The organism is Psychromonas sp. SP041, from assembly GCF_000470315.2.
GTDB lineage: Bacteria > Pseudomonadota > Gammaproteobacteria > Enterobacterales > Psychromonadaceae > Psychromonas.
The window spans coordinates 140,644-167,026 of sequence record NZ_CBRF02000005.1 but is presented as its reverse complement, the minus strand read 5'-3'; the positions used below and the strand labels follow the sequence as shown (position 1 = coordinate 167,026).

Below are 26,383 nucleotides of genomic sequence, written 5' to 3'. Positions count from 1 at the left end.
AGACAGCGAGTAGTTTTAATCGTTGTCTCGCATTGGTTGTCGCATTAATTAATTCAGCAAAATTGTGACTCATATTAGCTCCTTTGTAAGAAACTTAATTAGATCACATATTTATCGGAAATGGTATAACATTGTTTAAAACCTATAAAGCCTCCAATTTCTAAAGTCCTAAATATTCTAAACCAACAAATATCTAAACCTCTAAATCTACAAACCTACAAACCTACAAATATCTAAACCTACAAATATCTAAACCTCTAAATCTACAAATCTACAAATCTACAAATCTACAAATCTACAAATCTACAAATCTACAAATCTACAAATATCTAAACCTACAAATCGTCTAAATCTAAAATCTATAAATTGAACAGCTCTTCATGTTGATGATTATACCAATGGAATTAAATAAGTGATCAGAGATTGCGCAGGAAAAATTAACACTAATAAGGCGTGAGTTGTAGGAGATAGTTGTTCTCACTTCAAAACTCACAACGCAGTTAGGGGTAATTTTAACCGGCAAGAATGATCACCTTATTAATTCTTTTGGTATTAATATCACCTAGAAAATACCATCTATACAGTCTCTACCTCAATATACTCAGAAGTTAGTTTAAACGGTTAACAGCAGTTGATTGGTGATCTATATGTTCACTTTTTTTAAAGCAAAAAAAAATGGCGAATCTTTTCAGATTCACCATTCTCTTAGAATTATTAGTGCTTTAAGGCACTAAAATATCAGAGCTTATAGAGCTACGATATTTTCTGCTTGCGGGCCTTTAGGACCTTGGCTTACAGTGAATTCTACTTTTTGGCCTTCAGCTAAAGTTTTGAAACCTTCGCTTGCAATTGCACTGAAATGTGCGAATACGTCTGGACCAGACGCTTGCTCGATGAAACCAAAACCTTTAGACTCGTTAAACCACTTAACCGTACCTTGAACTTTAGACATAATAATATCCTGTAAAATTTAATAAAAATTGCCTTCAATAGGCTTGAATAGCGTAAAATTAGACTGGAACTTAAAAACTTCAGACGAGGTATTATTAATAAGACAACGTAATGGAGAATGTAAACAATAGGCTTTATTTCTGCTGAGTTCAATACTATAGAATTCCTAGATTAAGTCAATAGATCATTAAGATAAAAAGCATTAAAGATCAGATATACTCGATTTATATAAGTTGCTTTATCTACTGACTATTTCAACTAAGCTAGTCACCCCACTATCAATAAAGTTATAGAGCGTTATGAGTCGGTTTGTAGTCATATCTAAATATTCATTTCCTTTGGATGCACATATCGCTAAAGCAAGTTTAGAGGGTGAAGGTATTCCTGCGCATATAGCTGATGAGCACACTGTTAATATGCAGTGGCTTTATTCTGATGCTATAGGGGGAGTTAGGTTATACGTTCAAGAGGAGTTTGAAGTTGAAGCAAAAGCGACTTTAGCATTAAACTTTTCAGAGGATGTAGATTCTGCTTTCGAAGCCGTACCTGAACACTGCACGCAATGTAAAAGTACTAATTTAGTCAACTACTACCAACTACACCAAAGGTAAAAAGCCAGCTTTCATTCTTTTTATATTCTTAGGATTTCCGTTATTTTTTTATAAACACGGTAGAAAATGCACGGACTGTGGGTGGTTTAAAAAAGCGTAATAAGCGCAGATGGGCCAATACTAAGCTCATAAAGTGAATAATAGAAAACAACTCACCGATAAGTAGGCGAGGCAATATCAAGAATGACGACATTGCCTCGTCAATAAAAGACTAATTAAACAATATTCTATTGCTTAGACTTTTTCTTATTTTTGAAATAAAGCACACCTTTTACTGCGACAACAGCAAATAATCCCCAGAAAACAGCATGGTAAAGTAAGTGTATTGCGCCTTCGCCTAGTGCATGGTCAGTATGAGCAAAAGCTTGCGTGCTTAGTAACAAGGTAAAAATTAAAGTAAAAAATTTCATGGTTATTCCTTTCCAACATAATAATATATAAATAGTGCTTATTTGAGCATACCTTGCGTTTCAATAAACTCGATGATTTCAGCTAACCCTTGTTGTGTTTTCATATTACTGAAAATAAATGGTTTATCACCGCGCATCTTCTTCGCGTCTCGATCCATTACGTCCAATGATGCACCAACCAAATCAGCAACATCAATTTTATTAATAATCAACAAATCAGACTTAGTAATACCTGGGCCACCCTTACGCGGAATTTTATCACCTGCAGACACATCAATCACGTATAAAGTTAAGTCTGATAGTTCAGGGCTGAATGTTGCACTTAAGTTATCGCCGCCGCTTTCCACTAATACAAAATCTAAATCAGGGTGACGTTCATGCAATTCATCAATGGCCGCTAGGTTCATTGAGGCATCTTCACGGATTGCCGTATGCGGACAACCACCCGTTTCTACGCCAATAATACGGTCAGCCGTTAATGCATCATTACGTGTTAAAAATTGTGCATCTTCATGTGTGTAGATATCGTTGGTGACGACAGCCATTTCATATTTGTTGCGTAGTGCTAAACATAATTGGCTTAATAAAGCGGTTTTACCTGAGCCGACTGGGCCACCGACACCGATACGTAATAGTTGTTTTTTTCTCATTATCTTTCTCTCATATTTCTAAAATAATTTGTCTGTACTTAAATCGAATCTGCTTTTTAAGATCTGAACAAGCGGGTGTATTGCGTTTCATGCCAGGCACTTGCCATCGCTAAACGCGGTAAACTTGCGCCGATATCATCATCTTCAATTTGGTTGGCAACATTGATAGCCCCTTCCACTTTATTGCTTAATTCAAACAGTAAATTTTGTGCTTGAGTTTGCCCTAATGGCACCAATTTAGTGGCTGCCGCTACTTGGTTATCAAGATACGTCCAGCAATAACCACTTTGTGCTGAGATTAAATCTAACTGAAAAAGGTACGCTGCAATCGCAAAAACACTGACAAAACTGCTTTCAGCCTCCTTGAATAATTCGCTATAAGGTTCGCTATCCACAGTATCTAATTGTTTTAATAAACGAATCAATGCTTTACCCATTGCGACATCAGCAAGGCGTAATTCGCTACTCTCACGACAAGCAATTAAATGTTGGTTATGCTCTTTAAAGCTTTCAAAATCATTATTTTCTAAGGCGAGATACAATCGTTTTAATAAGGCTAAATCAGTACGGGCAATGGATTCATTGAGATTTAACTCAATCCACTCAAAAGTCGTTTTTTGATTGTTTATCCAGCCCATTTCAATCGCGTATTCCAACCCTTGTGAAAATGAAAATCCACCAACTGGTAAATTCGCACTACATAATTGTAGCAGTCGATTAAGCTTAATCGGACTCGCCATATTAATGTTCATGGCTATGCTCTGAATGTGCATGAGAATGCGAATGCCCACTACGTTTACCATAAGCGCCATTTTCAGGTGCAAAAACGGCAGGTGCTTTATCGATTGTTAAGCCATAGTTTTCAGCAAGCTCTTCTAATACGTGATCCGGTTTAAAACGCACCCATAACTCACCGACTTGTAACGTCGTATGGCGATTTCCTAAGTGATAGCAGACTTTGCTGAAGGTTAACCAATCACTACCAAGCGCGGTTGAAACGGCTTCAGCTTGTCCTTTTACTTCAATCAATAAACCACATTCTGTTTTTAATATTTCGCCGACTAACAAAGGATGCCCACGCTCTACAAAAATACCAATATCAGCACCTTTGTCAGTGGCCCCTTTAATGCGTGATTTCTTACGCGTGTCATGATCTAGTGTGATCGAATCACTGATTTCATCATGCGTATGATCCAACCTTTCAAATACTTGTAACATTGTTTTTTCCTAACTTAAAACAAACAATAACGTTGTGTTAACGGTAGTTCAGTAGCCGGCTCACACGTCAATAACTCACCGTTTGCACGCACTTCATAGGTTTGAGAGTCCACTTCAATATTCGGCATCCAATCATTATGGATCATGTCTTTCTTGCCAATATTACGGGTGTTTTTACACACACCAACTAAACGTGTCATTCCCGCTATTTCAGGTACATTTTTATCAATCGCCGCTTGCGATAAAAAGGTCATTGACGTTTGTGCTGCTGCGCTGCCAAATGAACCAAACATTGGGCGATAATAAACAGGCTGCGGCGTTGGAATTGAGGCATTCGCATCACCCATCGGTGCTGCCGCTATAAAGCCAGATTTTAAAATCATCGAAGGTTTAATACCAAAGAAGGCTGGTTTCCATAACACTAAATCAGCCATTTTTCCTATTTCAATCGACCCTACTTCATGGCTAATACCATGGCTTATTGCTGGGTTGATTGTGTATTTGGCAATGTAACGCTTAGCACGGAAGTTATCATTGCGCTCTGTATCAGGTGCTAACGGACCACGTTGTTGTTTCATCTTATGGGCTGTTTGCCAAGTGCGTGTGATCATTTCACCAACACGTCCCATCGCTTGCGAGTCAGAGGAAATCATACTGATTGCACCTAAATCATGCATGATGTCTTCTGCCGCGATACTCTCTTTACGAATACGAGAATCAGCAAAGGCAACATCTTCAGGAATGGATGGATTGAGATGATGACATACCATCAACATATCTAAATGTTCATCAATGGTATTAACTGTATACGGGCGCGTTGGGTTAGTTGATGAAGGCAATACATTGGGCTCACCACAAGCACGGATAATATCAGGAGAATGACCGCCACCAGCACCTTCAGTATGGTAAGTATGAATAGTGCGACCTTTAAATGCGCCTAATGTATCTTCTAAAAAACCTGACTCATTTAACGTATCAGTATGAATCGCAACTTGTACATCATAACGCTCAGCAACCGACAAACAGTTATCAATCGCAGCTGGTGTTGTGCCCCAATCTTCATGCAGTTTTAAACCACACACCCCCGCTTCAATTTGTTCTTCTAATGCTTTCGGTAAGCTGACGTTACCTTTGCCTAAGAACCCAAAATTCATTGCGAAGTCATTAGTTGCTTGCAGCATTTTATGGATATTCCAAGGGCCAGGAGTACAGGTAGTCGCTTTGGTACCTGTCGCAGGGCCAGTTCCACCACCGATCATGGTCGTGACGCCTGACATTTGTGCTTCTTCAATTTGCTGTGGGCAAATAAAATGGATATGTGCGTCTATGCCACCAGCCGTTAAGATTTGGCCTTCGCCTGCAATGACTTCTGTACCTGCACCAATTTCGATATCAATATTGTCTTGAATATCAGGGTTACCGGTTTTACCGATAATAGCGATACGGCCGTCTTTAATACCCACATCCGCTTTTACAATACCCCAATGATCAAGGATCAAGGCATTAGTGATCACAAGATCAACGGTCTCAGAACAAGCTGCTTGGCTTTGTCCCATTCCATCACGAATCACTTTTCCGCCACCAAAAGTGACCTCTTCACCGTATTCAGTAAAATCTTTTTCGACTTCTATCCATAAGTCTGTATCAGCTAAACGAATACGATCGCCGACCGTTGGACCGAACATATGTGCGTAAGAATGTTTATCAATGCTAGCCATGATTATTGTTCTCCCTCAATGCTACTTTTAGTCTCGACTTGAAGGTCGCCTTGAATATCACCACGGAAACCAAATACACGGCGCTTACCGCGATAAGGTATCAGCGTAACGTCTCGCTTTTGTCCCGGTTCAAAACGAACCGCAGTACTTGAGGTAATATCTAAACGATAACCTTTAGTGATTTCACGATCAAAAACCAACGCTCTGTTTACCTCATAAAAGTGATAATGCGAGCCAACTTGAATCGGTCTGTCACCTGAATTTGCAACCGTCACTTTTAACTGCTCACGGCCAACATTGAGTTCTCTATTACCGCTATCCGTTTTTATTTCGCCGGGGATCATAAGCTACTCCATTAAATAATTGGGTTATGGATAGTGACTAACTTCGTCCCGTCCGGGAAGGTTGCTTCAACTTGTACTTCAGGAAGCAACTCAGCAATGCCATCCATCACTTGGTCACGGGTTAATAACGTACGCCCGTAATCCATCATTTCAGCCACGGTTTTTCCGTCACGTGCACCTTCCATGATTTCCATAGAGATGTAAGCCATCGCTTCAGGATAATTTAGTTTTACACCACGTTTTAAACGACGCTCTGCTAGCAATGCGGCAGTAAAAAGCAGTAATTTGTCTTTTTCTCTTGGTAATAAATCCATATCATTTTCTCTTTTAATTTAGGCCAAGCTATTAATAAGCTCTCTTCTTTATACAAAAGTTTTTTTAGGTATGCCAGATTCTCGGTTGTATCGCGACTTTATCGATCAACAAAGGCCGTAATACTTCCCATAAACTAATGAATAATTGTTTGCATTGTTGTGCATGAGCACCCAGATAGCGGATTACTAATAAACCATCAATATCACTAATGCTGATCAATGACTGTGCGTTTTGTTCCGTTACTGTGCCACGTAATAAGGCCACCAACTCGGCACGTTGCTGTGGTTGTTTTAATGTTTGCGGCGCATAAGCTAAAAAAGTCGCAAATACGCTGTTGTTGGCTAACCCAGCGGGATGCGTTAAAAGTTGATTAGCGGGAGATAACGCAATGCGGTCATGGTAAATTAAGATGTCATCGCAATATAAGCGATTTAATTGACAGTATTTTCCGTCTACAAAGGGTTCATCTGAATCAGGTAATCCAAGGCAAGTAATATCCCAACCAAGGTAAACACTGCTGCTAGTGAGCTTGATATCAACAGTATTAAAACCATCGGCTCCTTCGTAAACAATGGTTTCCTGCGGGAAGTTTTCACACTTAGCGTTAGCCTCTAAGGTTAACTGAGTGATTTGTGCTTGTTTTGTATCGCCGATATCAAGGTTGGTTCGAGCACGATAAAAGCGCCCTGCTCCAGGTGTGGTAAACAGTAAATGAGCATCTTCTTTCACTGCCACACTAATACGTAATTCATCACCAGATACAATGCCAGCAGGCGGATGTAACAAGTAAATATGCGCACAATCTCGTCCTTCTGGGTAAAAGGCTTTTTGAACTGAAAGCGGCCCTTTACGTTGTGTACGAGTCAATTGTGTTCCGACGGGAGTATTGCTGAATTCTAAGAGCAAATGAGCAAGCCAGTGATTTTTCACTGGCTTGCTAGCGTTGATATTCGTCGCTACGGTAGCGGCTGAAGAGAGTGGCACGGTTGTAATCATTGTTCCCTTATTTTAACTTATATTGACATTAGCGATTCAGCTTCACCGTTTTAAACGGCGAGATACTTACTGACTAATTCATCATCAAGTTCATCCATTGGACCCGATGCTATTACTTGGCCTTTTTCCATTAAGTGGAAGTTTTCTCCTACTGCGCGAGCAAAAGGTAACTTCTGCTCCACTAAAATAATGGTCATGCCTTGTTCTTTATTTAACTTTAATAACACATCTCGAATTAATTGCACAATATTAGGTTGAATACCTTCATTGGGCTCATCTAATATCAAGATATCCGGATTCAGTACTAAAGCACGTCCAATCGCTAACTGCTGTTGTTGGCCACCAGACAGGTCACCACCACGGCGATGCAACATTTCTTCCAGTACAGGAAAAAGCTTAAAGATATGATTTGGAATTGTTTTACTTTTTTGTCTTGAGCAATTTAAACTGATTTTTAGATTTTCTTCAACCGTCAATTGCGGAAAGATATGACGCCCCTGTGGCACATACCCAACGCCAATCTCAGGGCGTTGCTCAACACTGCTTTTACTCATATCTTTGTCATTAATTACAAGATTACCTGAGCTAATAGGCAATAATCCCATAATGGTTTTTAATAACGTGGTTTTACCCACACCGTTACGCCCCATGATGCAAGTACGAGAGCCTTTCTTAATCTTAAGGTCGAGATCCCATAGGATCTGTGTGCCACCATATTTTTGATTTACTGCGGTTAATTCAATCATGATTAAGCTTGCTCCTCACCTAAATAAACTTCACGTACATCTTTATTTGCTTGGATTTCATCCATCGACCCTTCCGCTAATACGGTCCCTTGATGTAATACCGTTACCTTACGCGCAATCGATCTTACAAAAGCCATATCATGCTCAACCACAACGACTGAATGCTTACCAGCTAATGATATTAATAGCTCTGCCGTACGCTCAGTCTCTTGTGCCGTCATACCCGCAACAGGTTCATCAACTAACAATAAACGCGGCTCAGCGGCTAATAACATACCAATTTCTAGCCATTGTTTTTGGCCATGAGATAAACGCCCTGCTGGATAATGCTGCTCGACTGTTAAACCAATGGTTTGTAAGACTTCATCGATTTTATCTTGTTGTTCGCCACTCAATTTATGAAACAACGCACTCCAAATACCTTTATCGCCAGACAAACTTAACTCGATATTTTCAAAGACACTGAGTGCTTCAAATACCGTTGGTTTCTGAAATTTACGGCCGATACCTGCACGTGCTATTTCAGATTCATCGAGTGTTAATAAGTCAATTTGTTGACCAAAATCTACCTTCCCTTTGTCAGGACGCGTTTTACCAGTAATAACGTCCATTAGCGTGGTTTTACCTGCGCCGTTTGCACCGATTAAACAACGTAACTCACCATCACCAATATAAAGATTAAGGTCATTTAACGCTTTAAAACCATCAAAACTCACACTGACATCTTCCACGTATAAAATCATACCGTGGCGTGTATCTGGCTTTAAATTATCAACTGATGACAGCGGTGAACCATGTTTATCTACAATCATTATTTATTCTCCGCTGCTAGTGTTGCATCATCCGACTTACTTTTATTAAAGTCGTTTTTATCAGAGTCATTCTTATCAGAGCTGCTCGGTTTCTTTTCTGTTGCTGGTGGATCTATTTTATCCATTAAGTTTGTCACTAACCCTGCAAGGCCTTTTGGTAGTAACAACGTCACCAATACAAACAAACCACCTAATCCAAATAGCCATGCTTCTGGCATAATCGCAGTAAAACGCGTCTTAGCATAACTCACCACAATCGCGCCCACTAATGCACCGTATAAAGTACCTCGTCCACCAATTGCCACCCAAATAACAATCTCAATGGAGTTTAATGGAGAGAATTCACCCGGATTAATAATGCCCACTTGTGGTACATAAAGCGCACCCGCTACACCCGCTAACATTGCTGATACTACGAAGATCCATACTTTATAATGTTGCGGTTTATAACCTACAAAACGCACACGATCTTCTGAATCACGAATCGCAGTGACCACACGGCCCATTTTTGAATTAACAATAAAGTGACTGATCGCATAACCAATGGCTAACATCACAGCTGTCGCTACAAATAAAGCCAGCTTAGTATTCGGTGACTGTAATGAGAATCCAAAGATCTCTTTAAAATCCGTTAAACCATTGTTACCACCAAATCCCATTTCATTACGGAAAAAAGACAGTAGCAATGCATAAGTCATCGCTTGTGTCATGATGGATAAGTACACACCACTTACACGTGAACGGAATGCTAACGTACCAAAGATGAAAGCTAATAAACCAGGGCCAGCAAAGACTAATAAAATCATCACCAAGGCGTTATCAGATCCCGCCCAATACCAAGGTAATTCAGTCCAGTTCAAGAACACCATAAAATCGGGCAGTTCTGGGTTACCGTAAACGCCACGGTCACCAATTTGGCGCATCAGGTACATACCCATCGCGTAGCCACCTAAGGCAAAGAATGCACCGTGGCCTAAGCTTAAAATACCGCAATACCCCCATACCAAATCAACTGCTAAAGCGAGTAAGGCATAACAAAGATACTTACCTAATAAGCTAACCGTGTAATCACTCACATGCAGTAGTGAACCCTCGGCAAACATCAAGTTACACACGCTGACATACAATGTTGAGACAAATAAGATCGCAATAACAAAATGCAAACTACTCATTTTTTTAGTTATGTTTTTCACGCTAGGTGAATTCAGTAAAGTATTCATTATTCTGCAGATCTCCCTTTTTGCGGAAACAGTCCTTTAGGTCGCTTTTGAATGAACAACACTAAACTGACTAAAACAATAATATTGGCAAGCACTGGCCCCATTGATGGTTCTAGTATTTTGTTAAATGTTCCCATGGTCATTGCTGCTACTAACGTGCCCCATAAGTTACCTACACCACCGAATACCACGACTAAGAATGAATCGATGATATAAGCTTGTCCTAAGTTCGGTCCAACATTAGTCAACTGACTTAATGCCACACCTGCGACACCTGCAATACCTGAACCTAAACCAAAGGTAATCGCATCAACCCATGAGCTTTTAACACTCAATGCCCTTGCCATATCTCGGTTTTGAGAAACAGCGCGAACGTGTAACCCTAATGAAGAATTTTTCAAAATCATTAACAGTGAGAAGAACACCATTAACGAAAATAAGATGATGTATAAACGGTTATAGGTTAACGACAAGATAGGGTTAATTTCTAACGAACCACTCATCCATTGTGGTGCTTCAACTTGGCGGTTAAGTGGAGAGAACACACTACGTACTAACTGCTGTAAGATTAAGCTGATACCAAAAGTGGCCAGTAAGGTTTCTAATGGGCGGCCTTTTAAGAAACGAATCACACCACGTTCAATTAATACACCCACAAAACCAGATACAAGGAATGCAGCAGGTACGGCCATTAATAACGAGTATTCAATTAAATGAGGGAAAGTTTGCTGAATTACATAAGTGGTATAAGCACCTAGCATCATCATTTCACCGTGCGCCATATTGATAACACCCATCACACCAAAGGTGATAGCAAGACCAATCGCCGCCAGTAATAAGACGGATCCAAGACTTAACCCAAAAAATAAATTTTCAGCTAAGCTAAACACACTCGCTTGTTGTTCAATGCTGCTTATGGCATTGGTTAATACTGTTTTAAGTTCTTTTGTTTCTGCGCTTTGTACTTCTACGCTGCTAGATTCAGTGTCAGTAGATGTTGAACTAGTAGAAGCTGAATCGACAGAGATCCTATCTAACTCTTTAACTAATGCATTCTTAACCGTCGGTTCTAAACGATCTGACAGTTGTTTAGCCGCAGACAATTTCTCCGACGTAGAACCCGTTTCTAATTGATCAACTAATAAGATAACTGACATCAATTCACGAGCATCATCATCTTTCTCGCTTTTGATTAATTTATTAACCGCAGTCAAACCGGTTTGGTTTGGGTTATCTAATAATTGTTTTAAAGCGGTAATACGGGTATCGGCATCAGTACTTGTTAAATCAAGGTTGGCTAATAAGTCACGAATTTGGCTACGTAAACGGTTATTGGTTCTTACTTTTTTAATCGCTGATTTACCAACCGCAGGTAACACTTCAGCAGTTAACACATCCATCAGTTCATATTGTTTTTGTTGGTTTTTAAAGACAGAGACAACACGTTTATCGGCTTTAAGGTAATACAGATCGCCGTCCATCAAAGGTTGTAAAATATCGCTGACTTGTGGTGTTGATGTCGCCGCGATTTGCTCAATCAGTGACGCCATTTTGTTTAATTTAGTATTTGGTAACTGCTCTACTAATGCAGGAAGAGCTGATTGTTGTGTTTCACTAACAGCGGCTGAGGCGTTGAATGACATAACAAAGAAAAGTAAAAGGGGAAATAGACGCAACATGGGCTGTTCCTTAATATTGATTTCTTCAGTGCATAAAAATGGGAGGGCTGAGCCTCCCATCTAATCGTTCTTACATTTAGCTACATGAACTTAACTATATGAGCTTAACTATATGAACTTAACTACATGAACTTAACTACATGAATTTATTAAATAAGTTAAATAAGTTAAATAAGTTAAATAATTTAAATTAGTAAGTTAGAACGTTATGACTAAAATTGTTGACCAGAACATTTTGCAGTAGTGACATCAAAGTTGCCGCATTTGATTGGAGCAGTCCAATCAGAGACTAGGTTTTTCGAGCTTGGTAAGAAATCTGACCATGCATCACCAATCACGGTATCAGGCGTAGACCAAACCACTTCAAACTGACCGTCTTCTTGGATTTCACCAATTAATACAGGCTTAGATAAATGGTGGTTAGGGTTCATTACCGCAATACCGCCCGTTAAGTTAGGTACAGCGATACCGATCATTGCTTGTTCAACTGCATCAACATCAGTAGTACCGGCTTTCTCAACAGCCTTAACCCACATTTTGAAACCAATGTAAGTTGCTTCCATTGGGTCATTTGTTACACGTTTGTCATCACCAATGTATTTTTTCCATTGTGCGATAAACGCTTCATTCTCTTCTGTTTCAACACTTTGGAAATAGTTCCAAGCGGCTAAATGACCTACTAACGGTTTAGTATCAAAACCAGATAGCTCTTCTTCACCAACAGAGAACGCAATAACAGGGATATCTTCAGCAGAAATACCTTGGTTACCTAACTCTTTGTAGAATGGGATATTTGCATCACCGTTTACTGTTGAAACTACAGCGGTTTGTTTGCCTTCAGAGCCAAAGCGTTTTACTTCAGCTACAATATTTTGCCAATCTGAATGACCAAATGGCGTGTAGTTAATCATGATATCTTCAGACTTTATGCCTTTAGACATCAAGTATGCTTCTAATATTTTGTTAGTAGTACGTGGATAAACATAATCAGTACCTAACAAGACAAAGCGCTCAGCACCAAGATCATTAATCAAGTAATCAACCGCAGGAATCGCTTGTTGGTTTGGTGCAGCACCCGTATAGAATACGTTTTTAGACGACTCTTCGCCTTCGTACTGAACAGGGTAAAACATTAAGCCATTAAGCTCTTCAAGCACAGGCAATACTGATTTACGAGAAACTGAAGTCCAGCTACCAAAAATAACATCTACTTTATCTTTTGCTAATAATTCACGGCCTTTCTCTGCAAATAATGGCCAGTTTGACGCAGGGTCAACCACCACAGGCTCAATTTTCTTACCTAACAAACCGCCCTTTGCATTTTGATCTTCAATCATCATCAATACAGTGTCTTTTAGTGTTGTTTCACTAATTGCCATTGTGCCTGATAAAGAATGTAAAACACCGACTTTGATGCTATCAGCAGCATAAGCAAAGTTAGTCATTAAGCCAGTTGCAACAATCGAACTTGCAACAATTAGTTTCTTCAGTTTCATAGATAGTTCCTTTCCCTTTTAGTATCCAATGATTAATCTTTTTAACGGAATAAAAATCTCAATCCCAACCTATTTCAAGTGGGATTAGTATCCAGTAATTAGAGCAAGCATTAAATGCGCAAAAGCGCGCAATGGACTACGTAATTATGCGCATATAAAAACAACAACTATTGAAGTAAGGTACGCGCGCACGATATGCTAAGAGCTAAGTAGTTATTAGTACGGGTACGGATAGCCAATAAATAGCGAAAGAAGCGGTCATGCAATCAAACCAAAAAATAATTAAAGCACGAAGAACTTATAACAAGCTTGTTGCCAATGAGATGATGGAAGATTTTGCGCTGCGCTTTACCGCTAAACGTGCAAGAAAGTGGTCATTAAACCGCATCTCAATGACGGCGCTTGGGATAGTTTCGTTTCTTGTTTTAGAAGCGATTGGCGGTGCAATCACCCTTCAATATGGCTTTGAAAATGCCGCTTGGGCGATTTTAGCGGTCACCTTAATTGTATTCTTAACCGGTCTACCTATTAGTTATTACGCCGCCAAATATGGTGTCGATATTGATTTACTTAGCCGAGGCGCTGGCTTTGGTTATATTGGCTCCAGTATCGCCTCACTTGTCTACGCCTCCTTTACCTTTATCTTTTTTGCGCTTGAAGCCGCGATTATGGCGATGGCATTAAAAATACTATTTGGCTTGCCCTTACCCGCTGGGTATATCGTCAGTACCTTATTAATTATCCCTTTAGTGACCCACGGCATTACCTACATCAGTCGTTTTCAAGTATGGACATCACCAATTTGGGTAGCGCTACAATTGTTGCCTTTGTTCTTTGTATTTACTCACAACGATACGCAATTCAGCGATTGGATCAACTTTACCGGTGAAGCTGGCGAATCAGGCCGTTCATTTAATCTATTATTATTTGGTGGCGCTTCAGCCGTTTTATTAGCGTTAGTCGCGCAAATCGGTGAACAAGTCGACTTCCTGAGGTTCTTACCTGAAAAGCCCAAAAAAGGCGCTTGGCGTTGGTGGTTAGCACTGATTGCAGGTGGTCCAGGTTGGATGTTATTCGGCGCGCTTAAACTATTTTTAGGATCTTTCTTAGCCTACTTTGCATTAAAGCAAGGTGTTGCACCACATCTCGCCAGCGACCCTGCTCACATGTATCAACTTGCTTACAGTTATGTGTTTGATAACCCGTCGATTAGTGTCTTTGTAGCCTGTACTTTTGTAGTGCTATCACAGTTAAAAATTAACGTTGCCAATGCCTATGCAGGTTCATTAGCATGGTCTAACTTCTTTTCTCGCGTCACACACAATCATCCAGGACGCGTAGTGTGGATGGTGTTTAATGTGGCCATTGCCCTATTACTAATGGAACTGGGCATTTACCAAACCATCGCCAGTATGTTGTCAGTTTACTCGGTGATTGTACTGGCTTGGTTAAGCTCAGTTGTGGCAGACCTCATCATTAATAAACCGTTAGGTATCAGTCCTCGCCACATCGAATTTAAACGCTCTCACCTTTATGATATTAACCCAGTTGGTGTTGGTTCCATGTTGATTGCATCAGTAGCAGGCTTTACCGCACACATGGGTATTTATGGTGAAACCGTTGAAGCATTAGCGTCTTTCATTGCCTGTTTTTTACCTTTTATAACGGTGCCTTTAATTGGCTGGTTAACCAACGGAAAATACTATTTAGCGGCCAACCAACAACCTGAAATTAAAACCTTTACGCAATGCCATATTTGCGAAAATAGCTTTGACCATGAAGACATCACTTTCTGCCCTGCTTATGGCAAAGCCATTTGTTCATTATGTTGTAGCCTCGATGTACGTTGCTCAGATCAATGCAGGCCAGACGCGACACTTTCGCAACAAGCGCATGATTTTTTCACGCGTTTTTTAAGTGCCAAAGTACTTAAAGTATTAACCACACCATTGATGCAATTTATTGCCCTCACCTTAGGGTTAAGCTTTGTCGGAGCGGGGATCTTAGTGTTGGTGTATCTACAAGTTCCGCTGGATGAAGTAGAAGTAAAACAAGTGTTTGCCAGCACCTTAATTAAAATATTCTTCCTATTAATGATCATCATCGGCATTGTCAGTTGGTTATTTATCCTCGCGCGTAATGGCAACCAAAGTGCATTAAAAGAGTTACGTTCACAAACTAAAGCCTTAGCCAAAGAAGTGGATGCGCACGAACAAACTTCAGAGGCATTACAAAGCGCAAAAGAAGTAGCAGAGTCTGCCAATGAAGCTAAAAGTCGTTATCTTGCCGCGTTAAGTCATGAGTTACGCACGCCGCTTAATGTACTGCTAGGTTATGCACAACTGTTAATGCGCGATCAAGTATTACCGCCAAAACAGCGTGAAAGCATTGCCATTGTGAGACGTAACGGAGAGCATCTCGCCGACCTAATTGAAAGCCTATTAGAAGTCTCTAAGATTGAAGCGGGACGAGTGACCTTGCAACGTGATGAGTTTAATCTCAAAGCTATTTTGCAGCAGTTGGTGGATATGTTCCAAATGCAAGCCAGTAAAAAAGGCATTAAATTTCATTATATCGCCAGCGCCAACCTACCCGATTACGTAGCCACAGATAAACAGCGCTTTAGACAAATACTGATCAACTTGATCTCTAACGCCATTAAATATACTGAAAAAGGCTCAGTGACTTTTAAAGTCACCTACCGGAGCGAAGTCGCTAACTTTAGTATTATCGATACTGGTGCAGGCATCGCTAAAAGTAACCAAGATTTAATATTTAAACCTTTTGAACAAATTCGCAATACCCATACTCAATCTATCGGTGGAACAGGATTAGGGTTAACCATCTCACGTTCATTAGCTGAACTGATGGGAGGTGAAATAAGCTTAACGAGTAGCGTTGGCCAAGGCTCGACCTTCAACTTTAAGCTCATGTTATTTAAACTCAACAAAGATCCTAAAGAACCAGAACTGACTAAATCAGAAGCCGTAGGTTATAACGGTGAAACACAAACCGTATTAGTGGTCGACGATAATAAAAATCAACGCGATCTGATGTTCAGCTTATTAGCCCCCATTGGCTTTAAGGTGTTATTGGCCGAGCATGCACAACAAGGTTTTGAATTACTACAGGATAATGATATCGACTTAGTGCTAATGGATGTGCAAATGCCAGACATTAACGGCTGGCAAATGGTAAAAAATCTACGCGAACAGCATTATCAAATGCCCGTATTAATGGTGTCAGCCAATGCACGTGATGCAGAATACAATCTACAAGCCGAAGGTTACCATAATGGTTATATTGCCAAACCTCTTAATTTAGATGCATTATTAGGTAAAATTGCACAATTATTAAACTTACAATGGCAATATAAAAATACTGATAACATAACGTCTAACGATACTAATAAGAGTAATAATCCCAGTGTCAGCAGAGAGCAATACCAAGCTTTAATCGCCCTCGCAGAGATTGGTTATCTATCTGGTTTTAAGAACAAGTTTGAAGAAATACAAACAGAATATCACTACCCAGAAGACAGTGCATCGCAGATACTTGAGTATGTTGAAGTCTGTAATTTCCCTAAAATTATTGAATATTTAAACGAGTTAAACCATGGATCATAAAAGCAGTGATGTTGTATTGGTTGTCGATGATTCACCAGAATCATTAGGCATGCTCAATGTGGCACTGAACAGTCAAGGTTATACCGCATTAGTGGCCTTAAGCGGACAACAAGCACTCGCCATCGCAGAGAAAGTACCACCAGATGTGGTGTTATTAGACGCGATGATGCCAGAGATGGATGGCTTTGAAACTTGTCGACGTTTAAAAGAACTCTTACCTAACACCCCGATTATTTTCATGACCGGATTAACTGACGTCGAAGACATTGTGAAAGGTATTGAAGCAGGTGGCGTGGACTATGTCACTAAACCCATTTCACCCGACGAAGTGATTGTGCGGATCAAACGCCACGTTGAAACCGCCAAACTCGCATTAAGTGCGCAGGATGCCTTAGACCACGCAGGTAAAACCGTATTTTGTGTCAGCCAATTAGGTCGATTATCTTGGGCAACACCACACGTACATGAGTTAGTCGATGATATTTCGAAAGGCGACGCTAGCCCGTGGGCTACCTTAGCGACTTTAATTGAAAGTTGGCTATTGGGTGATACCAGCAAAGAGCTGAAAGTGGACTGTTTTTCAGAGAAAATGAGCATTGCTTACGAGCGTCAACAGCAGCAAATGCATTTGTTACGCATCGTACAAACTAAAACACAAAAATCACCACAGGATTTGAAAGATAATCTCCCGATCACCAAACGTGAATCAGAGGTTTTGTATTGGGTGTCTTACGGTAAAACCAGTTGGGAAATTTCACAGATTTTAGAGATGAGCCCACGTACGGTGAATAAACATTTAGAGCAAATTTATAAGAAGTTAGGGGTGGATAATAGGACGTCGGCGGCGGCGATTTCGATTAGGATCCTAGAGGGGTAGTCGTTTATTTAGCAGCAAGGGATTGCTGGGTGATCCTTTTTCTTGTGCTTTAGGTTCGTCTCCGCTCGTTGTGGCTTTATTAATAATTGTAACTTGGTATTTCGCCCTTTCGGCGACTTTACTTTCTCTCTGCCAGCAGAGAAACCTATGTTTACAAAGAACCAAAGAGACTGGCACCGGATCGCTTTCTGATCCAAGTAATCCACTCATTTTTATCGTACCGTTTCGAACGTGCATCCATGCACTAGCCTCAACTAATCCAAACATCCTGTTTGGCTTTACTAAAAATGAATGGATTACTTGGGAAAGCTTAACGGCGGGGAATTGTAGCCACATTGGGTAATGTTTCGCTGCGCTCGTTGAGGCTGTTTGATTTTTATTAACACTCTAAATAAGCAAAATTCTTTATACGAACAAAGAAAACAGAACCAAAAAAAACTCGCCCATATCGTTTTTGAATCTACTCTTTTGAAAATATAATAATAACAGCCTTCTTAACGCACCGCTCATACGCCACGTCCGTGTGGCGAACTGAGCTAGCAACGGCAAAGGGCACGCAGAGCTTAGCCCGCTCATAAACTATGCTATCGCATAAATCACTCCATGCCTTAGCTTGCTAAAGGTAGTAATTGATTCAGAAAAACGAAAATGGGAAATTGATGCAGCCATATAGAGTTTCTTATTACTCCAGTAATAAAATAAACCCCCTGTTAAATATAAACAATAAACCTCATTCAGTCTTTCCGTGGTTAATGCGGAATAATTCCACCTATCTACATGATTAATATTTGATTTAAGGTTAAAGATAACTTTAAACGTTTGATTTACCGTTACAGTAGCGTACTGTTGAAAAAATTTACCAAATTAATGTATTCCATATTTCCACCTGAAATATGGAATTTTTCGGTTTAATGAACTGTCAGCTTTCTTATCTAAGGATTTTGGGTACGCAGAATGAATATTAATCTAGAAGCATGGCAAAAAGCACCAGTAAAAATAGTCTTAGAAGCTATAAAGCATTCTAAGAATAAAAATGAAGAGGATAATTTAATCGCATTTTTGTTGTTGGATGTAGGGGCTGAAATGCTTTTTAAAACATATCTCGGTTTGCCTAAAAAAATAACAGGAGCTATTACATCTGAAGATGAACGATATAATATCACTCGTAAGGGATTTCATGATGTGGTCGAGGGTGTAAAAAATAGTAGGCAAGGTATTAGTGTTAAGGATTTAGCTAGAGTAGAATTTTTTCATGGAATACGAAATAAACTCTATCACCAAGGGAACGGGTTAGCTGTTCATAGTTCGCATTTGCTCGAGTATATTGATGTTCTGAAAATTTTGTTCAAACAGCTATTAAAAGTTGAATTAGATGATTTTATTTCTAGTTCTCGACTGAGTAAAGATCAAGTCGTCTATATAGCTAAAATAAAAAAAGAAGTGTCAGAATCACTTGAAAAATCTCGATCTTTAAAAAATAAATTAGAGTTGTTAAGTGAACTAGTTATTGAAGCGATCTCTCCTGCATTATTATTACCATCATATAAACGTAAGTTTTCTGCTTTAAGCGAGAAGGCTTTCAGTCAAGAGAATTTCACATTAATTGGTGAAGAGGTGCACTCATATAAATGTTTGCCTGTAGAAACGGATAAAAGAGCTGACATAGTCGAATGGTTTAAAGATATAACAAAACCTTTATTAATAGGCTCTAAATATTATGATGTTCTATACAAAAGTACTCAAGCGGGAGAACATCACCACATAAGAGCACTTGGAAATACATTAGGAATTAAGACTGTTGAAGTGGAGAGGCAAATTGTCCCAAATATATTTGGCTTTATTTATAATGACTTTTTTGACCTTAAAAGTTACTACAAACACATTGTGGAAATTGTAATATTTCAAGATGTATATTTTAACAATCAATTAAACTTTATGGTTTTCGAAAATGATGACATTCATCCACAATTTCATGACCAATCTGATATCGAATATTGGGATTCTACGTTAAAAAGTTGCCATACTCAGAACCAAAAACTGAATGATTTTATTAATATAATTGATAATTGGTTAATTGATGATGAAAAGCTAACAAGAGCTTTAAACACAAATAAAACAGTGGGTTAGGATTCGTTTTGCTACACATTTCAATCCGTTTAAGCAGGCATTGAGGTTATAGAATAACTCGTTTTTTTGTAAATTCATAAAAACATAAATTTTTAACTTGTTATTTCATTTGATTATTAAGTTTTAAAAATAGCTGTTTTTCTTTAAAAGAAAGAAATTCTACAGCCTCGTTATGTATCTTCGAGTATAATTTGTTACTCAAACGTTATGTTATAGAGTCAATAGAACAAATTTTGACAGTTTTTTTATCTGTCATTAATAAATATATTTGGAGTTTTTATGTCGCATTGTGTTTACGTAGCAGTTTTTCCTGATTCATCAGTATTTTTCACTGCTCGTGAAATTGGTAATCCACCGGAAGACGCAGTCTTGTCGTATGAATGGGCTAAAGGTGAAATTCAATCTGGACATGGGAATCGTCCATTGGTATCTACTACATACGAGTTTAAGGGCGCTTCAAAGAATACTGTTATTGCCTCAAATCTAAATGCAGACGAGGCGGAAGAACTTCGCTGTAAACTAGTTAGACATTTTAGAAAGTCATTAACTAAAGGCAAGGTTCTGAATTTGAGAGTGTCTAAAAAAGAATGTAATGTTAGCTATAGCATAGTTAAACAAACGATTGATGATGCAAACAGATGTATTACAAACACATAATAAGAGTTTTAAACGCAACTAAAACAGTGGGTTGGGATCTGCTTCGCTACACATTATAATCTACCATATTAGTCCGCTTAAGTTGAGGTTGTAGAATAACTCGTTTTTGTAAAGTTATGATAAATTACAATTTTTAAATTATTGTTTTATTTGATTATTCAATTTCAAAAATACTTTTTTTTCTCGAAGGAAAGTACGGGACATCCAATGGTTGCTCTTAATAATATTAAATAGTTAACAATAAATATCGATACTCAATGTGGTTACGACTACCCGCCGTTGAGCTTTTCCAAGCGATGACGCTATTTCTGCAACGGCAAACAGGACGTTTGCTATAACTTCATTCGGCGCATGGACGCACCGTATGAAGTGGTGCATAAAGAAAGAGCTTCATTGATTGGATAAGAAAGCGATCGGTGACAGCTTTCTTTGGCTTTTTATAAACATTGTTTTTTATAAAAATGGTTTTCTTTGCTGTTCAAAAAAGTAAAGTCGCCGACAAGGCGAAACACCCAGCAACAATTATTAATAAAGCCTCGATGAGCATAGACAAACCAACAACACCTAAGCTTAAGACATTAGCAAATGTGGCTACATCTCCCCCACCGTTGAGTTTTCCCGAACAATTAATTAATTGTCCCCTTACGTTGGTGCATAATGACCTATAAATACAGCTTCACTCAAAATGTTCACATTAAGGTATTACATTGATATTTCTAGTATTAGTTCTCTGTGCATTAGCGTTTTTTTCTTATGTGACGGAAGGTTGTGAGCCATTCAATTTTAGACGAATATTAACCACTATTTTGATTGCTATTTATGGTGTCATCTATTTTTATGTTCCCCCTTTTATGGGCATGAATAACCGATATGCAGGGCAGCTTTTTGAGCTCTTTCCTGTGTGTTGTTATGCCGTTGTGCTGTATACAGACGAGTACCCAACCCAAGAGAAAAAGATAATTATGTGGTTGGCTGGTATATTTTGGTTAGCTATATTCTTATTGTTATCTTATTTTAAAATGTACTATTGGTAAGTCGATATCATTGCCCCACTACATCACATTACTGACGATAGTTTTATATGATAACTTTAGAGAATAACTTGAGACGATAAGTGTTCCATTTAATATATATTATTTGCCAAAGAGGTTTCATGAAAGAGTTCGATAAATTACTTGGTATTGCGAAGCGTAAAACTGTTTTTGATGAAACCAGCACATGGTCAAATGGTGCTGAGACTTATCTTTCTGAAATTAAAAATGAAGTAGATGAAGTTATAGAAGAGCTCCCTAAATCCAGAAAGTGTTATTTAGAAGATGAGCTAGGGGATATTCTTTGGGACTACCTCAATATTCTAACTGCCTTAGAAAAAGAAATAGGTATTGATACCAAAGCCGTTTTAGCAAGAGCCTGTCGTAAATATGAAGAAAGAGTCTCAGGCATTGAAACGGGTAACAAGTGGTCTGATATTAAAGAAAAGCAAAAAATAGATTTAGCCGTTGAGCATGCTTCTAAGTCATAGCAAGTATTCAAAAACGCAAAGACGTTACTTTACTTTTTCTTACATGTTAACCAATCATTTTTCACCTTTTATGCAACCTCATACACCTAAGGTCTTGACATGTTTTTTATTAAATACGCTTTATATCTTGAAGTTTACGACGGTAAAGTAAAAGCAACGGAATTACATTCGGAGCGCTCTACAGAATCTACTTGTTCAGGTTTAACTCATCCACGAACATTAATGGGTGACTTTTTTATCGTAGAACAATGCTTTAAAAAGATTGTGACTGAGTTATGCCCTAAAAAACGCCTTAGTACTCCACCTATTTTATATATCCATTTATTGGATATAAATGAGGGAGGCTATACCAATGTTGAATGCAAAGCTTTTACTGAAGCAGGATTAGGCGCAGGTGGCAGACTCGTAAAACTTATTGATGGCAAAAACCTTATGAGTAAAGATCAATTACTGGCAGGTCAATTCTCCGAGTTGAAAGGAATGTTAAATAAATAAAGATAAAGTACGGTAGATAAAGTACGGGACATCCAATGGTTGATCTTAATAATCTTTTTCGTTTGCGCTTATTGAAGCTTTCTTAATCATTGTAACTTGGTGTTTCACCCCTGTGGCGGCTTTGCTTTCTCTCAGCCAGTAGAGAAGTCTATATTTATCAATAACCAAAAAGACTGCCATTGGGTCATTTTATTATGCATTTTTTAATGTTAAAACATCTTTTTACAACCGCTATAGGCGCTACTTTAACAACTACGCCTCTAAGCTGGTGCTGTATTGGCAGCTGGTTTTGGTGGATCAATGCTTAGTGATTTTATGGGGAGTAAAGTTTGTCTTTTGAAGATTGGGTATTTTGGATTGCATTTATAAACTTTTTATTATTAGCTATTGCAAGTTTTGCATTTGGACGTATTTCTTTACCTTATATTGAAAAGAAAATGGTTAAAGAAGGCACTGCTATACCTGACTGGGATAAAGGAATTGGGGGCAGAGCAATTGTCTATGCGATGGCAATTCTAATCGGAAAAGGTTATTCAAGTATAATGGTTGATAATAAAGCAATCCTTAAACATACCAGAAAGCTTGATTGGTATTTAGCATTGTTACTTGTACTTACCGTTTCAATGTTTTTCATCTCTGGTTGTATTTTGTATTTTAATGATAGTTAAGTTATTTTGCTCTAACCGCATGCTTTTATTTTCGATAAATGTTAGAAAATAGCGTGTCATATTTTTAACAGTATTTCTTCCCTGCTGGCAAGACGTGACTAAGGAATCTAAATATGGTTTTGCGATCTAGTAAAGTACGGGACATCCAATGGTTGTTAACAAACTCAAACAGTTAACAATAAAGTTCGATACTCAATGTGGCTACGACTACCCGCCGTTGAGCTTTCCCAAGCGATGAAGCTCTTTCTGCAACAGCAAACAGGATGTTTGCTGTAACTTCATTCGGCACATGAACGCGCCGTATGAAGTGATGCATAAATAGAGCGGTACCAGTTTTTGCATGCTATGGGTAAAGTTTCAAAAAATTCAAAAAGTAAAATCGTCAACAAAGCGAAATACCGAACAACAATGTTTAACAAAGCCTCAACGCGGACAGGCAAACTACCCCCCAAAAAAAACATCTAAAAGCTCCGATCAGTAAGTTTAAGATCTTCATTACATGCCGTCATCACATAAAACCATTTAGCTAGGTATTTAACTCACCACAAACTATCTAAAATAGCCTTGTTCATGATCATAGAAATATAATTTATTAATGAAAAAATAGCTATTAAGATATAGAATGTATATAACCTCATCTTTTATTAAATCTAATATGAGTTCCAATATGAGATCGATAGAAATCAGTAACCTATTTGCTAACCAAAATACAACTAATGATACTTTACATCAGTTGTTTGATGCTGTGGATGCTATTTCAGTTCAAGGTTACGATGAAGATCGTCGTGTTATATATTGGAATACAGGAAGCGAAAAGCTTTATGGCTTTAGCAAAGAAGATGCTTTAGGCGCAAAAATAGAAAAGCTGATTATTCCTGAGCCGATGTCTGAATTTGTTATTGCTGCACATCGAGATTGGGTAAAAAAAGATATAGAAATTCCTGCTTCAGAAATCACTTTATGCGACAAAGATGGCAATGATGTTAATGTGTTTTCAAGCCATGTCATGTTTACCAATCAATTTAATAAAAGACAGATGTATTGTATTGATATCAATCTAACTGATATTCGACATGCTCAAGCTCAAGTTGTCTTTAAAGAGCACATGCTTGAAACCATTTTTGAAGCCACGCCAGACTTATTTTTCTTGATGGAAAAAAATGGCACTATCATCGATTACTATGCCAGTAACCATAAAAACTTATTCGTCACCCCCGAAGAATTTGTAGGCAAATCCATTAGCGAAACATTACCTACAGATATATCGAAAGTATTTAGTCGTTATATTGAAAAAGTAAGACATCATACAGGCGCATTAACCTTTGAGTATGAATTAACACTACCGCATGGTGTGACTTACTTTGAAGCTCGTATGAGCTATTTACCACAATATGAACAAATACTAACAATTGTTCGAGATATTACCGAACAATATAAATCTTCTGAAGTGATACGCAGACATGCTTATTATGACGCGTTAACACTACTGCCAAATCGCTTTTTAGCACTTGACCGTTTATCAAAAATGCTTGAAGACTCTAAAAAAAGTCATGAACGTATCGCGGTATTTTTTCTTGATTTAGATGACTTTAAAAAAGTGAATGATTCACTAGGTCATGAAGTAGGCGATAAAGTACTGATTGAATCTGCGCTTAGATTAAGCAGAACAATGCGTAAAGAAGATACAATAGGTCGATTAGGTGGTGATGAGTTCATTGTATTATCTAAAGGTTTAGATAAGCAAAATGATCCACTCGAAATAGCTGAAAACTTATTAAAAGTGTTCAGAGAACCTTTCCAAATTGACGGTAGAGAACTCATTCTTACTTTGAGTATTGGTATTGCTGTCTCGCCTGAAAACGGTCATACGGTATCGGATTTATTACGTAATGCCGATACCGCGATGTATCAAGCTAAGTCATTAGGACGTAATGCTTATTCGTTTTTTACCAAAGAAATGAATATTGCAATGATACGTCGCTTTGAAATTGAAGAGCAGATGCATGGCGCACTCGAACGTAATGAATTTGAAGTTTATTACCAACCTCAGTTTGATGTTAAAAATAACAAAACCATTGGCGCAGAAGCGTTACTACGTTGGCATAGTGCAGCGTTAGGTAATATAACACCCGATGAATTTATCCCGATTGCAGAACATACTGGGTTGATTGTGGTCATTGGACAATACGTTGTTAAACAAGCGCTTAACTTTTTAAGCCGATGGCAACAAATTGAAGGTGAGCAATATACTATTGCGGTTAATTTATCACCTCGTCAATTTAGAGATAAAAACTTGATCCCTTTTATTAGGGATTCATTGAACGACGCCAATATTGGAGCAGGTAGTTTAGAGTTAGAAATTACTGAAGGCGTATTAATGACTGGCCAATCTTATATTGCAGATGCGTTACAAGCATTGCAAAAGTTGGGTGTTAAACTTTCAATGGATGACTTTGGTACAGGCTATTCTTCACTTAGTTATTTACGTCAATATGACTTTGATGTGTTAAAAATTGATCGAAGCTTTATCAATGGTATTACTCAAAATAAAGAAGATCGCGACTTGGTTAAAGCAAGTATTGCCATTGCACATAGCTTAGGTCTAGACGTGGTGGCTGAAGGCGTTGAAGTCACCGAGCAACTGGCTATCTTGAAAGAATTAGATTGTGATTATGTGCAAGGTTATTACTTTAGTAAACCGATGCCTGCTGGACAGTTTATTGATTTTTCAAGCCATTATAAAAAAATGAATGAAACGTAGACTCTGTAAATAATTCTGTGTAATTACCCTTCTTACTTACATATATTAAAAAATCTCTAATACGCACTCAATACCTTTCAATAACCTATTCATTAACCTTTAGTTAGGTTACTGATAGGTTAATCATTTCATGTTTGATTATACAAAATTCGATAATACTTAGTCTCTCTCCATTAACTTAAACTCCCCTTAAACTACCCGATATTTATGTCTTTTTCGTTAAATCACTTTCTAACGCCCCCCTATTTCTATCATGCTAATACCAAAAGAATTAATAAGGTGATCATTCTTGCTGGTTAAAATCACCCCTAACTGCGTTGTGAGTTTTGAAGTGAGAACAACTATCTCCTACAACTCACGCCTTATTAGTGTTAATTTTTCCTGCGCAATCTCTGATCACTTATTTGATTCCATTGGTATAAATCCATTTATCTTGTATTAAATCAATTCTTATTACATTAAATTCATTACTATTTACAAAGCC

Annotated in this window: 24 protein-coding genes; 10 read left to right on the top strand and 14 right to left on the bottom strand. The window is 38.3% G+C overall.

The window, feature by feature from the left end:
* Nucleotides 1–745 precede the first annotated feature (745 nt).
* On the bottom strand, nt 746–952 hold the full coding sequence (locus tag SP041_RS04625; protein ID WP_025566132.1) for a cold-shock protein: 207 nt from the start codon (nt 950–952) through the stop codon (nt 746–748).
* A 298-nt stretch (nt 953–1,250) separates the two neighbouring features.
* Here SP041_RS04625 and SP041_RS04620 point away from each other — a divergent pair, with 298 nt between their 5' ends.
* Nucleotides 1,251–1,562: a DUF2007 domain-containing protein gene (locus SP041_RS04620; RefSeq protein WP_205961165.1), complete on the top strand. Its 312-nt coding sequence runs from the start codon at nt 1,251–1,253 to the stop codon at nt 1,560–1,562.
* 227 nt (nt 1,563–1,789) lie between these two features.
* On the opposite strand, the gene SP041_RS04615 is transcribed toward SP041_RS04620, so the two are convergent.
* The 13 genes from SP041_RS04615 to urtA form a co-directional block, all read right to left on the bottom strand.
* The gene (locus SP041_RS04615) at nt 1,790–1,972 is read right to left on the bottom strand and encodes a hypothetical protein (RefSeq protein ID WP_025566131.1); all 183 of its coding nucleotides are present in this window, start codon (nt 1,970–1,972) and stop codon (nt 1,790–1,792) included.
* 38 nt (nt 1,973–2,010) lie between these two features.
* The gene (ureG, locus tag SP041_RS04610; RefSeq protein ID WP_025566130.1) at nt 2,011–2,622 is read right to left on the bottom strand and encodes an urease accessory protein UreG; all 612 of its coding nucleotides are present in this window, start codon (nt 2,620–2,622) and stop codon (nt 2,011–2,013) included.
* A gap of 56 nt (nt 2,623–2,678) precedes the next feature.
* Entirely contained in the window at nt 2,679–3,374 is a 696-nt protein-coding gene (locus SP041_RS04605) for an urease accessory protein UreF (protein WP_025566129.1), read from the bottom strand.
* Nucleotides 3,364–3,840 carry an urease accessory protein UreE gene (ureE, locus tag SP041_RS04600; protein ID WP_025566128.1) on the bottom strand — a complete coding sequence of 159 codons (477 nt, stop codon included), beginning with the start codon at nt 3,838–3,840 and terminating at the stop codon, nt 3,364–3,366. The genes SP041_RS04605 and ureE overlap by 11 nt, the downstream gene beginning before the upstream one ends.
* Before the next feature lie 14 nt (nt 3,841–3,854).
* Nucleotides 3,855–5,558, bottom strand: a complete 1,704-nt coding sequence (gene ureC, locus SP041_RS04595) for an urease subunit alpha (protein WP_137297438.1) — start codon at nt 5,556–5,558, stop codon at nt 3,855–3,857.
* Between the two features lie 2 nt (nt 5,559–5,560).
* Entirely contained in the window at nt 5,561–5,902 is a 342-nt protein-coding gene (locus SP041_RS04590; protein WP_025566127.1) for an urease subunit beta, read from the bottom strand.
* An 11-nt stretch (nt 5,903–5,913) separates the two neighbouring features.
* On the bottom strand, nt 5,914–6,216 hold the full coding sequence (gene ureA / locus SP041_RS04585; RefSeq protein ID WP_025566126.1) for an urease subunit gamma: 303 nt from the start codon (nt 6,214–6,216) through the stop codon (nt 5,914–5,916).
* Between the two features lie 64 nt (nt 6,217–6,280).
* Nucleotides 6,281–7,213, bottom strand: coding sequence for an urease accessory protein UreD (locus SP041_RS04580; protein ID WP_025566125.1), 933 nt, complete (start codon nt 7,211–7,213; stop codon nt 6,281–6,283).
* A 50-nt stretch (nt 7,214–7,263) separates the two neighbouring features.
* Nucleotides 7,264–7,959, bottom strand: a complete 696-nt coding sequence (gene urtE, locus SP041_RS04575) for an urea ABC transporter ATP-binding subunit UrtE (RefSeq protein WP_025566124.1) — start codon at nt 7,957–7,959, stop codon at nt 7,264–7,266.
* 2 nt (nt 7,960–7,961) lie between these two features.
* Nucleotides 7,962–8,771, bottom strand: coding sequence for an urea ABC transporter ATP-binding protein UrtD (gene urtD / locus SP041_RS04570; protein WP_025566123.1), 810 nt, complete (start codon nt 8,769–8,771; stop codon nt 7,962–7,964).
* On the bottom strand, nt 8,771–9,991 hold the full coding sequence (urtC, locus tag SP041_RS04565) for an urea ABC transporter permease subunit UrtC (RefSeq protein WP_025566122.1): 1,221 nt from the start codon (nt 9,989–9,991) through the stop codon (nt 8,771–8,773). The genes urtD and urtC overlap by 1 nt, the downstream gene beginning before the upstream one ends.
* The gene (gene urtB / locus SP041_RS04560) at nt 9,991–11,670 is read right to left on the bottom strand and encodes an urea ABC transporter permease subunit UrtB (protein WP_025566121.1); all 1,680 of its coding nucleotides are present in this window, start codon (nt 11,668–11,670) and stop codon (nt 9,991–9,993) included. The genes urtC and urtB overlap by 1 nt, the downstream gene beginning before the upstream one ends.
* A gap of 212 nt (nt 11,671–11,882) precedes the next feature.
* A complete protein-coding gene (gene urtA, locus SP041_RS04555) occupies nt 11,883–13,166 on the bottom strand; it encodes an urea ABC transporter substrate-binding protein (RefSeq protein WP_025566120.1) in 1,284 nt (427 codons plus the stop codon).
* A gap of 260 nt (nt 13,167–13,426) precedes the next feature.
* Between urtA and SP041_RS04550 the strand changes: the two genes are divergently transcribed.
* From SP041_RS04550 to SP041_RS04510, 9 genes are all read left to right on the top strand, one after another.
* The gene (locus SP041_RS04550) at nt 13,427–16,792 is read left to right on the top strand and encodes an ATP-binding protein (protein WP_025566119.1); all 3,366 of its coding nucleotides are present in this window, start codon (nt 13,427–13,429) and stop codon (nt 16,790–16,792) included.
* On the top strand, nt 16,782–17,669 hold the full coding sequence (locus SP041_RS04545) for a response regulator transcription factor (RefSeq protein ID WP_025566118.1): 888 nt from the start codon (nt 16,782–16,784) through the stop codon (nt 17,667–17,669). The genes SP041_RS04550 and SP041_RS04545 overlap by 11 nt, the downstream gene beginning before the upstream one ends.
* Nucleotides 17,670–18,623: 954 nt before the next feature.
* Complete coding sequence (locus SP041_RS04540; protein WP_025566116.1) at nt 18,624–19,796, top strand: hypothetical protein; 1,173 nt, start codon at nt 18,624–18,626, stop codon at nt 19,794–19,796.
* A gap of 279 nt (nt 19,797–20,075) precedes the next feature.
* Nucleotides 20,076–20,453 (top strand): hypothetical protein, encoded by a 378-nt coding sequence (locus tag SP041_RS04535; protein ID WP_025566115.1) that lies wholly within the window; start codon nt 20,076–20,078, stop codon nt 20,451–20,453.
* Nucleotides 20,454–21,160: 707 nt separating this feature from the next.
* The gene (locus SP041_RS04530; protein ID WP_025566113.1) at nt 21,161–21,487 is read left to right on the top strand and encodes a hypothetical protein; all 327 of its coding nucleotides are present in this window, start codon (nt 21,161–21,163) and stop codon (nt 21,485–21,487) included.
* A 119-nt stretch (nt 21,488–21,606) separates the two neighbouring features.
* The gene (locus SP041_RS04525) at nt 21,607–21,975 is read left to right on the top strand and encodes a MazG nucleotide pyrophosphohydrolase domain-containing protein (protein WP_025566112.1); all 369 of its coding nucleotides are present in this window, start codon (nt 21,607–21,609) and stop codon (nt 21,973–21,975) included.
* A 99-nt stretch (nt 21,976–22,074) separates the two neighbouring features.
* Nucleotides 22,075–22,470 carry a hypothetical protein gene (locus SP041_RS04520; protein WP_025566111.1) on the top strand — a complete coding sequence of 132 codons (396 nt, stop codon included), beginning with the start codon at nt 22,075–22,077 and terminating at the stop codon, nt 22,468–22,470.
* Between the two features lie 329 nt (nt 22,471–22,799).
* A complete protein-coding gene (locus tag SP041_RS04515) occupies nt 22,800–23,138 on the top strand; it encodes a hypothetical protein (RefSeq protein ID WP_025566110.1) in 339 nt (112 codons plus the stop codon).
* A gap of 667 nt (nt 23,139–23,805) precedes the next feature.
* Nucleotides 23,806–25,899: a bifunctional diguanylate cyclase/phosphodiesterase gene (locus SP041_RS04510; RefSeq protein WP_025566109.1), complete on the top strand. Its 2,094-nt coding sequence runs from the start codon at nt 23,806–23,808 to the stop codon at nt 25,897–25,899.
* Nucleotides 25,900–26,383 lie beyond the last annotated feature (484 nt).